The following is an 8973-nucleotide window of genomic DNA, read 5'->3' on the forward strand; positions in this document are numbered from 1 at the left end:
CCCGATAACTTCGGGCTTTTTTGTGCCCGATCCTCTCTATGAGAGCGCATCGGGGTGTGATCTGAATGCGCAGGCTGATGCGACGACACCGCTTGATGGGGTAGCGGGATAATCTACCCATATGCCGGGATCAGCTCCGGCCAGATCACACCCCGATGCGGATGCACGCCCAGGCTGATGGGCAGGTTTAAAAACTAACAGTTCCGAGAGTGAGCGCTGACCGGCTAAGTACTATTTTATGCCCGCGCGGTACCGGCTCGTAATAACTGATATTGAGGTAGGCGCAAGCCGTTGACCTCGGCATGACTCTCAACCCGGAGATCAGCACCGGGCATCTGCATCACTTATTCGGCGAAAGCCACCACGAAAGCGGGTCCTTTTGTAGTTTGGGAGCGTGCTTTACGCCTGGAAACTGCCTCCTAACACCTTGAGTAGCCGGTGCGACAGCTCGGAAAGACGAGCATCCATTCATTAGGTGGCCACTGCCTGCCCAGTGAGCGAGCAATAGGAGATACCGCCATGAAGCGTTAACCAGCCGTTGCCGAGCAACAGCCTACCCGGCCGCTACAGCGTCGGGCGCTTGGGCCGACGAGAGAATATCGGCCCCGGAGAGCGCGCCTTGTCAGCGCCCCGCAGCGGGTATAGCCCACTGGATCTGCTGGTGACATCAGCGCCGGACAAGTAACCGGCAACCCCTTCCCCGACACCGCCCGAATGCACTCCCCTCCGCGCCCAACGGCAACCAGCGGAGCGGATGAGTGCATCCGAGTTTTGTTGGATCAACCACATGGAGCAAATCATGGCCGAGCAACGAGCGCCGTATCCACGGTCGGCGGACAACGCCGATCAGATGAACCTGCCCGAGGGCAAGACCTGCGGCGACTGCGTGCACTGCAAGCGCTGCACCGCGATGTTCGGCCACATCCCTGCGGATGAGTCGTGCGACTGGAGCCCCTCGCGCTTTCGTGAAGCCGTTCCGGCCACCGCCTAACCCCAAACACTGGAGGTCGCCATGTTCGATAAGGGCGCAAAAGACATGTTTGATATTGAGCTTGAGTCTGCCAAAAACTGGGCTCCAGCATGCAACCATCACGCAGAAACTGACATGGCGAGAGCCGAAGGAATGGCGCTCTACGCGTTGAGCAACGGGGATATCCGTCGCCAAGAGTTTGACCTGCTGATCAGCCGCATCCAGTCCATTCGCCTCAACCGCAAAGCCAAGGATTCCGACACCAATCGCCGCGATACGCATCTTCGGAGGGCATCATGAAGAACTCGCTTACGGCGGTCATCGCCACCAGCCGCCCAGCAATAGCCAGCGCCCTGATCGCGCAGGGCTTCATCTTGGTCAGCGACCTGCCTAAGCCCATCCGTCTGCAGCAAACACCACGCGGCATGCTGATTGCGAGGTTGTCATGAGTTCCTATCGGCGTGCTCGTCGCCTCGCAATTTGGCGTGGCTCATTCCCGGTACTCACGATCACCATCATGGTAATGCTCGTCCTCAGCCTTCTGGCCTGACCTCCCCCAAACAACGCCCAGTAACGCGGCCATCATGTGGCTGTGATGGAGGCTCTATGTCTCAAGAAAGCAAATCCCTCTTATCGGCTGCAGATCTGCGGACGATTGCCCACGCCGCGCCAACCGCCAAGATCGAGCGAGAAGAACTCGATGCTGCCCACCGCCAAGCCGAGCGCGAGCGCATTGAACGGCTTGGAGGGTCGGCTGAGTTGGTTCTGGACCTGGAGACCAGGCTTGCAGCAGCAGTCGATGACCGCAAGCGCGCACAGGTCGAGGCGAACTACGCCAAGAAGAAGCTGGAGCAGGTTTTCGAGTCGGTCAGCAGAGCTGTAGGCCGGGACGTTCGCAAGCTCAGCCTAGTGCACCTCGCCATGGCGCTGACAGACAGCAAGTCGAAGCTGGTCACCCTTGCAGAATACATCGACAAGGCGCGGACACTGGATGACCTGGTGGTACTCAAGCGAGTAGCCAGCAACCTAGGAGTGATCCAGCCACAAACCATGGCCGAGGCAGCCCAGTTGATGGGTTTGAGCCACAGGAGGGCTGTATGAGCCCGGCAATGTCCGCCCAGCTCGACTGGATGACGGTCGGCGCCTTCTCGCCTGAGCGATTCACCGGCGACCAGCGCAAAGAGTACGAAGACGAAGCCCGCCGCATCCAGCGGCAGTGGGACAACCAACCAATCTGAGGAAACTCAAATGTTCAAGAAAGCCGAACGCAAGCAGGCCAAGCTACGGCTGGCACTTGCCGGGCCGTCTGGATCAGGCAAAACCTACTCCGCTCTCCTCCTGGCTCAGGGCCTGGGTGGGCGTATCGCGGTTCTCGACACAGAACACGGGAGCGCTTCGCTCTACGCTGACCTTGTTGACTTCGACGCGATGGAGCTACACGCCCCCTACTCTCCCGAGCGCTACATCGAAGTCATCGCCGCCGCCGAGCAGGCCGGGTACGAAACCCTAATCATCGACAGCTACTCGCATGAGTGGACCGGCTCCGGGGGGTGCCTGGAGCAGAACGAGACAGTGGCCCACCAGAAGTTCCGGGGCAACACCTGGGCGGCCTGGAATGAGACCACGCCGCGCCACCGGAAGCTTACGGACAAGATACTCACCAGCTCTATGCACATCATCTGCACCATGCGCAGCAAGACGGAAACGGTTCAAGGCGAGGGCAAGAAGATCCTCAAGCTGGGCATGAAGTCCGAGCAGCGCGACGGCACCGACTACGAATTCACCGTGGTTCTGGACCTCACCCACGACGGCCACACCGCAACGGCCAGCAAGGACCGGACGAAGCTGTTCGACCAGCCTGAGCTGATCAGCGCATACACCGGTTCGCGCCTGCTGACCTGGCTGAACTCTGGTCTGAACCCAGAAGAAAGGGCCAAGGAGCTGCTGGTGGATGCTTTGGCTGATATAGCTTCAGCCAAGGACATGGCCTCTCTCCAGTCCGCGTTCAATGCGGCCAAGGCGATTGCCGTCGGCTTTGACGACCTAGTTCAACAGGTCGTGTCAGCAAAAGACAAACGCAAAAACGAACTCTCATCACAAAGGCAATCGGCATGACCGCATACATCTTCGACAGCGAAACAACGGGCCTTAACGATCCACATTTAATTGAAGCGGCTTGGCTTCAGCTGGAAAATATCAGCAGCCTCGCGGTAACGGCAGATTTCCTGCAGCGATACAAGCCTGGAAAGCCGATCGAGCTGAGCGCTCTGGCGACCAGTCACATCCTCGACGAAGAACTTGCCGGCTTTCACCCGCACACCGACTTCAACCTGCCGAGCGATGTTGAGTATTTGATCGGTCACAACGTGGATTACGACTGGCGCGTCATTGGCGAGCCGGATGTAAAGCGCATCTGCACGCGGGCGCTGAGTTCCAAACTCTGGCCGAACGCCGACAGCCACACTCAGTCGGCGATGATCTACCTTCACTACCGTGCCGAAGCCACGGGCCTTCTCCGCAACGCTCACGCAGCGCTAGATGACGTGAGGAATTGCCGTCTGCTGCTAGTGAAGATTCTCGATCAGCTCGCTGCCGAACGTGGCCGGCCGGTCAGCGACTGGGAAGAGCTTTGGCAGATCTCAGAGGATGCGCGAATCCCCACGGTTATCGGATTCGGAAAACACAAAGGTACCGCCTTTTCTGATCTGCCTAGCGACTACAGGCGCTGGCTCCTTAATCAGCCGGACCTTGACCCATTTGTTCGGAAGGCGCTACTGCGCTGAGGATGAATCATGATCAGCAACCACCTCAGCATGGTCGAAGCGCTTCGGCCAAAATCCAACGAGCTGGCGGCCCAGGTTGAAGAGTTCCTATCCGCTGGCGGGACGATCCAAGAGGCGGAGCCAATCGGCTACAAACCCAAGCCGGTCAGCTACAGCACCCAGATGCCGCCGGCGCCGAAGCCATTCGTTCGGCGTCGGGCGCTTGCCCCGCCTCAACCGCTGTCAGCTCAAGATATTCGCCATCAGGAGCGCATGCAGCAGCTCGAACGGATTCGCGAAATGGTGCCGACGCACACGCAGGCAGAGATCGTTGAAGCGCTTGGCATTAGCCGCCGCACGCTCTACAACATCGCCCAGGCCCACGACCTGACGTTCAAGAGTGCAGCTCGCGGCCGCCTGACCGGTAAAGACCGGGAGGAGCATCTGGAAGCCCGCGACGCGAAGTTCGCCGAGCGGATCCGGGCATTCCTTGAACTGGGCATCACTCGCCGGCAGGTGTGTGGTCGCCTCGGCATCGCCAACAAAACACTCGAGCGGATTCTCGCCAATTACGGCATCGATTATCCGAAGGCGCGGCGCGGCTGTACTTCATGCGCCGCATAGCTCGACCCCAGCAACGCAAACGACAGACATGGCTGGACTTGCCGGCCAGCGGAATAGAAGAGGTAGGCCATGGCCAAGAGCAATGCAGATCGCTCAGCGAAAGCCGCGGCGAAGAGGAAGGAGCGCGGCGAAGAGGAAATCAGGCTGCACTGCCTGCCCGGTACGCGCCAAGCCCTTGCTGAGCTGATGGCCTGGAGCGGCATCGAGGAACATGGCGAGGCAATCACGCTGATGATTCACCACCTGCACGGCCTTGGCCCCGGCGGCGCCCTTCCACTGCTTGAGCCGCCTCCGCGACACGAATACGTGATACCCGAAAACGTGTCGCGGAAATTGAAACTCGCCTACAACCGCGAAGCCCTTCGCATCACCCACGACGAATAACCACTACCCACGCTGCGCATCCGGTCACGGAGGGCGGCGCACATCCGGAGAAAACCATGACTGAACATGCACAGCAATCCGTAGCCGCCGCCGACCTGCCAGAGCGCGGTCAACCTCTCGCAGGCGGCACCTTCGTTACCCGCTATTGGCTGAACGGCGAAGAGCGCGCCTTGGTGTTGCTCGACAACGAACTGATCGGCACCTGGGGCAAGTACGGCGAGGACGTTGCCGGCGCCAAGAGCCTTAGCGACGGCGCCGCCAACACTCGCGCCATGGCTGAAGCCGGCAGCGATATCGCCGTCAAGGCTCTGGATCTGGATGCACACATCCCGTCCTACCTCGAAGGCGCTCTGCTGATGGCAGCGAAGGCCGAAGGCTTGGTCACCCTGCGCGAGGATCGTTGGCACTGGCTGAGTTCGCAGTTCTCCGCCGACTTCGCCTACGACATGGACTTTGGAGTTGGCTGGCTCACCAGCTACGGCAAGGACCTCGAGCGCGTCGCGCGCCCGGTCCGCAGCCTTCCTATTCAGTAATTCATTCCTTCATTGCTTTTATGCAGGCGATTCCCGGGAGTGTCAGGACGACGCTCAGACCAGAAGCTTGCCGGGTAGCGCCGGCGGCCTGCGCCCAACTCGCTCACAGGAGCATCCAATGCAAACGAATCAACTGACCACCTATACCAGTGGCGATCTGATGATCAGCAGCCCAGATGAATCGGTGGTGCTCAAGCTGGCTTCGCTGGCCATCGCCGCCGCACCGGTCACTTCTGCGAGCGGCATTCCTGCTGTAGGTGAAATCTGGCCCGGAGAAGGTGGCGTGAATGGCGGTCTGTTTCCGGGCGACGGCAAGCCCTACTACCTGATCGTCCCGACCGGCGCCGATGCTGAGGGCGAGTTCGAATGGGGTGGTTACGGCAACGAACTCAACGGTGCGAAGAGTGCCTGGGATGGTCGAGCCAACACGGACGACCTGATCGGCGCCGATGACTCCTACCCCGCGGCCCAGTTCTGCGCCGCCTTCGAGCGCGAGGGCCACAAGGACTTCCATCTGATGTCCCGTCGCGAGGCTTCATTTCTGGAGGTCACGCTGGGCGACAAGGATGTATTCAGCAAGCGCTACCACTGGACCAGCTCGCAGTTCTCCGCCGACACCGCCTACACCATGGCCTTTGCAGATGGCTGGCCCCGCCTCCTCGGCAAGTACTACGAGCGCGTCGCGCGCCCGGTCCGCAGACGATTTATTTGATCCTTCAATCCTTCATTCATGGGCGCGATAGCGCCCTCGCTTTTCAAGGAGGCCAGGATGGCCCTTCACATGGATCTGGAGATCCACAAGGTTGCAGAAGAACTGCTCGGCATGTCGCTTGATCTGGTGCGCAACATCCCTCGCGACCTGAAACAGGTTGTCGGGGCAAAGATTCGAGATGAGTGCTTGCAGGTTCTGGTGTTGATCGGCCGGGCCAATATGTCGAGAGACAAGCTGCCCCACCTGAACCTCCTGCTGGAAAGCATCTGGATGCTGAATTACTTGCTGCGAGCGCTTACCAACAAAGCGTTCATCAGCAAGGGGCAGCACGCCAAAGCAATGAAGTTAACGGCCTCTGTAGGCCGACAGGCAAATGCCTGGAAGAAGTCCGCAACCGCGCCCGCTGCGTGAGGGCCAAGGCTCTCGCGTCTGTGCGCAAAATCTGGTCGAGCCGCTGACCTCTGGGTCACCGCCATGCACACAAAAGAAACCGCCGGTCTAAAGCGTCCGTGTAGGTCTTGTGCAGTTTCCTTGCTGATCGGTTCCGCCTTCGGCAAGGCGATGTAGATAGCTCGATAGGTCGCAGTTCTCCGCCAACAACGCCTACAACATGGACTTTGAAGATGGCTGGCTCAACAACAACGACAAGAACAACGAGCGCGTCGCGCGCCCGGTCCGCAGATTTAAGTGTTGCACCCTTCCAGTTCGAGGATCTTGTCCAAGCGTATTACGACTGTCGCCGGAACAAGCGGAACACCGCGAGCGCCCGGCACTTCGAGAAGGACATGGAGATCAACTTGCTGGAGCTACACGACGACCTGATCGCCGGCACCTACCGGCCAGGCCGTTCCATCTGTTTCGTGGTCACCCGGCCGAAAGCCCGCGAGGTTTGGGCGGCAGCATTTCGGGACCGCGTCGTCCACCACCTGATGTACAACCATGTGGCACCGCGCTTCTACGCCAGCTTCATAGCGGACAGTTGTGCGTGCATCCCTGGACGCGGCACGCTGTACGCCGCGAAGCGGCTTGAATCGAAGATCCGCAGTGCCAGCGAGAACTGGTCGAAGCCGACCTTCTACCTCAAGTGTGACCTGGCCAACTTCTTCGTCGCGATAGATAAGCAGGTGCTGCGCCAGCAGCTGGCCAAGAAGATCACCGAGCCCTGGTGGCTGGCACTGGCTGAAACGATCCTGATGCACGACCCGCGTGAAGACTACGTGCTGCGTAGCCCACCGCATCTGTTCAACCGAGTGCCTCAGCATAAGCGCCTGACAGCGCAGCCTGCGCGCCTCGGCCTTCCGATCGGCAACCTGTCATCGCAGTTCTTCGCAAACATCTATCTCGACGCACTCGACCAGTTCGCCAAGCACCAGCTCGGCGCCAAGCACTACATCCGCTACGTCGATGACTTCGTGTTTCTGCATGAATCGCCGCAGCAGCTCAACGCATGGCTGGCAGAGGTTGAAGCATTCTTGCCCAGCCTTGGCGCCAAGTTGAACCCAACGAAGACCATCCTGCAGCCGATAGACCGAGGCGTCGACTTCGTCGGGCACGTCATCAAGCCATGGCGCCGGGCAACACGGAAGCGGTCGATAGCCCAAGCACTGAAGCGGGTTGCCGCAGCACCCGTCGAGGATCTGCGCGAGACCGCAAACAGCTACTTCGGCCTCCTTGGCCAAGCCAGTCACAGCCAGAAAGACCGGGCAGCACTGGCCAATGTCGTGCTGAAACGCGGCAACAGCGTCAACGCGGCGCTGACCAAGACCTTCAAGAAGTCGTAACCCACCCTCCACCGCCCGGGCATGCCCCGGCATAGGACGCCCATGCCCACAGAAAACAAACCGGCCGAGCTGCAGATTGAGCGCTCGACTGTGACCAAGCTGGTAATCACCGGCGCACCGCGGCTTGACCCGATTACCGTATTCCTCGAAGACTTCGGCCGCCGCGACTGCCCTACTGAATCCGACCCGAGCTATCAGACCGCCCAGGGCAAGATCACGATCAATTGCTGGGACAACAGCTGGAACGCCTACTGGGGAGGTATGGGCCCGCGCACGGTCGCGGAGTTTGTCGCCGACTGCGACTGGCATTACATCCTCAACTGCCTGGATCGCGGGATCAGCCCCACGGTGTTCAGCGGTAACGCCCTCCACGCTCTGGCCAAGAAGTGCATCGTTCAGCGCCGCCGGCAACAGACAGGGCGCCATGAGTGGGAGCTGGGTGAGCTGAGTAAAGACGAAGCCCGAGAGCTTTGGCGCGACATCGACGAGCTGCGCGGCATAGAGAGCGCTAACGAGTGCTGGCATCAAAGCAGGTTACTGACAGAACTGTTCGGTGATGAATGGCATTACCCGCTCGACGGCAAAGCGGTCGAAGAGAACCACAAATTCACCTACCTGCGCCGCGTTGTTGAAGCGGTGCAGCACGCGCTGCGCCAGGAACAGCAGCAGGAGGCAGCATGATCAATCTCTTCTGGCGCCTGGTCGCCAAGGTACTCGCGCGCCCGGCCATCGCCGACTGGCTCATCGCCCGCGCCAAGCTCACCCCGTACCAGCACATCATGTCCGCCGACGGCACCGAGATGTACATGGGCCGCTGGTGGCTGTTCAACCCGTACAGCCGGGAGACGCACAAACCCGCGCTCTGGTGGTGCCCTTGGTCGTTCCGCATCCACCACATCATGCGGCCGGATGAAGACCGGGATCTGCACGATCACCCGTGGAACGCCCGGACAATCATCCTGCGCGGCTTTTACAAGGAACAGCGGCGCCATTTCTGGGAAGCCGGCGGACACACCGATCTTGAATACTGGCGTGAGCCGGGCGACACCGCGCAACTGCTGCACGGCGAGTATCACCGAATCGACGAAGTCGGCCCCAGCGGCGTCATCACCCTCTTCATCACCAGCAAGTGGCGCGGTGACTGGGGATTCCTCGTAAACGGCGTGAAGGTGCCTTGGCGCACCTACACCGGTACCGACAACTGAAT

Annotated in this window: 15 protein-coding genes; all 15 read left to right on the forward strand. The window is 60.2% G+C overall.

Translation table 11 applies throughout. The features are described from left to right. The first annotated feature begins 799 nt into the window (after positions 1–799). The 15 genes from ICA15_RS01210 (at position 800) to ICA15_RS01280 (ending at position 8971) form a co-directional block, all read left to right on the forward strand. A complete protein-coding gene (locus ICA15_RS01210) occupies positions 800–991 on the forward strand; it encodes a hypothetical protein (RefSeq protein WP_215731547.1) in 192 nt (63 codons plus the stop codon). 21 nt (positions 992–1012) lie between these two features. After that, complete coding sequence (locus ICA15_RS01215; RefSeq protein WP_210555626.1) at positions 1013–1270, forward strand: hypothetical protein; 258 nt, start codon at positions 1013–1015, stop codon at positions 1268–1270. Continuing rightward, complete coding sequence (locus ICA15_RS01220; RefSeq protein ID WP_210555625.1) at positions 1267–1419, forward strand: hypothetical protein; 153 nt, start codon at positions 1267–1269, stop codon at positions 1417–1419. The genes ICA15_RS01215 and ICA15_RS01220 overlap by 4 nt, the downstream gene beginning before the upstream one ends. 157 nt (positions 1420–1576) lie before the next feature. Continuing rightward, positions 1577–2071, forward strand: a complete 495-nt coding sequence (locus tag ICA15_RS01225) for a hypothetical protein (RefSeq protein ID WP_210555624.1) — start codon at positions 1577–1579, stop codon at positions 2069–2071. After that, positions 2068–2208, forward strand: a complete 141-nt coding sequence (locus ICA15_RS01230) for a hypothetical protein (protein ID WP_210555670.1) — start codon at positions 2068–2070, stop codon at positions 2206–2208. The genes ICA15_RS01225 and ICA15_RS01230 overlap by 4 nt, the downstream gene beginning before the upstream one ends. A gap of 10 nt (positions 2209–2218) precedes the next feature. Then, positions 2219–3085, forward strand: coding sequence for an ATP-binding protein (locus ICA15_RS01235; protein WP_210555623.1), 867 nt, complete (start codon positions 2219–2221; stop codon positions 3083–3085). Continuing rightward, positions 3082–3753, forward strand: a complete 672-nt coding sequence (locus ICA15_RS01240; RefSeq protein WP_210555622.1) for a 3'-5' exonuclease — start codon at positions 3082–3084, stop codon at positions 3751–3753. The genes ICA15_RS01235 and ICA15_RS01240 overlap by 4 nt, the downstream gene beginning before the upstream one ends. A 9-nt stretch (positions 3754–3762) precedes the next feature. Beyond that, positions 3763–4356, forward strand: coding sequence for a hypothetical protein (locus tag ICA15_RS01245; protein ID WP_210555621.1), 594 nt, complete (start codon positions 3763–3765; stop codon positions 4354–4356). Between the two features lie 69 nt (positions 4357–4425). Further along, positions 4426–4740: a hypothetical protein gene (locus ICA15_RS01250; protein WP_210555620.1), complete on the forward strand. Its 315-nt coding sequence runs from the start codon at positions 4426–4428 to the stop codon at positions 4738–4740. Positions 4741–4796: 56 nt separating this feature from the next. Then, entirely contained in the window at positions 4797–5273 is a 477-nt protein-coding gene (locus tag ICA15_RS01255) for a hypothetical protein (protein WP_210555619.1), read from the forward strand. Between the two features lie 118 nt (positions 5274–5391). Continuing rightward, positions 5392–5985, forward strand: coding sequence for a DUF1566 domain-containing protein (locus tag ICA15_RS01260; RefSeq protein ID WP_210555618.1), 594 nt, complete (start codon positions 5392–5394; stop codon positions 5983–5985). A gap of 57 nt (positions 5986–6042) precedes the next feature. Further along, positions 6043–6396 (forward strand): four helix bundle protein, encoded by a 354-nt coding sequence (locus ICA15_RS01265; RefSeq protein WP_210555617.1) that lies wholly within the window; start codon positions 6043–6045, stop codon positions 6394–6396. A 374-nt stretch (positions 6397–6770) separates the two neighbouring features. Continuing rightward, on the forward strand, positions 6771–7766 hold the full coding sequence (locus ICA15_RS01270) for an RNA-directed DNA polymerase (protein WP_210555616.1): 996 nt from the start codon (positions 6771–6773) through the stop codon (positions 7764–7766). Positions 7767–7808: 42 nt separating this feature from the next. After that, positions 7809–8447, forward strand: coding sequence for a hypothetical protein (locus ICA15_RS01275; protein ID WP_210555615.1), 639 nt, complete (start codon positions 7809–7811; stop codon positions 8445–8447). After that, positions 8444–8971 carry a hypothetical protein gene (locus tag ICA15_RS01280; RefSeq protein ID WP_210555614.1) on the forward strand — a complete coding sequence of 176 codons (528 nt, stop codon included), beginning with the start codon at positions 8444–8446 and terminating at the stop codon, positions 8969–8971. The genes ICA15_RS01275 and ICA15_RS01280 overlap by 4 nt, the downstream gene beginning before the upstream one ends. Positions 8972–8973 lie beyond the last annotated feature (2 nt).

Origin of the sequence: Pseudomonas sp. P116 (assembly GCF_020149425.1) — a bacterium.
GTDB lineage: Bacteria > Pseudomonadota > Gammaproteobacteria > Pseudomonadales > Pseudomonadaceae > Aquipseudomonas > Aquipseudomonas anatoliensis.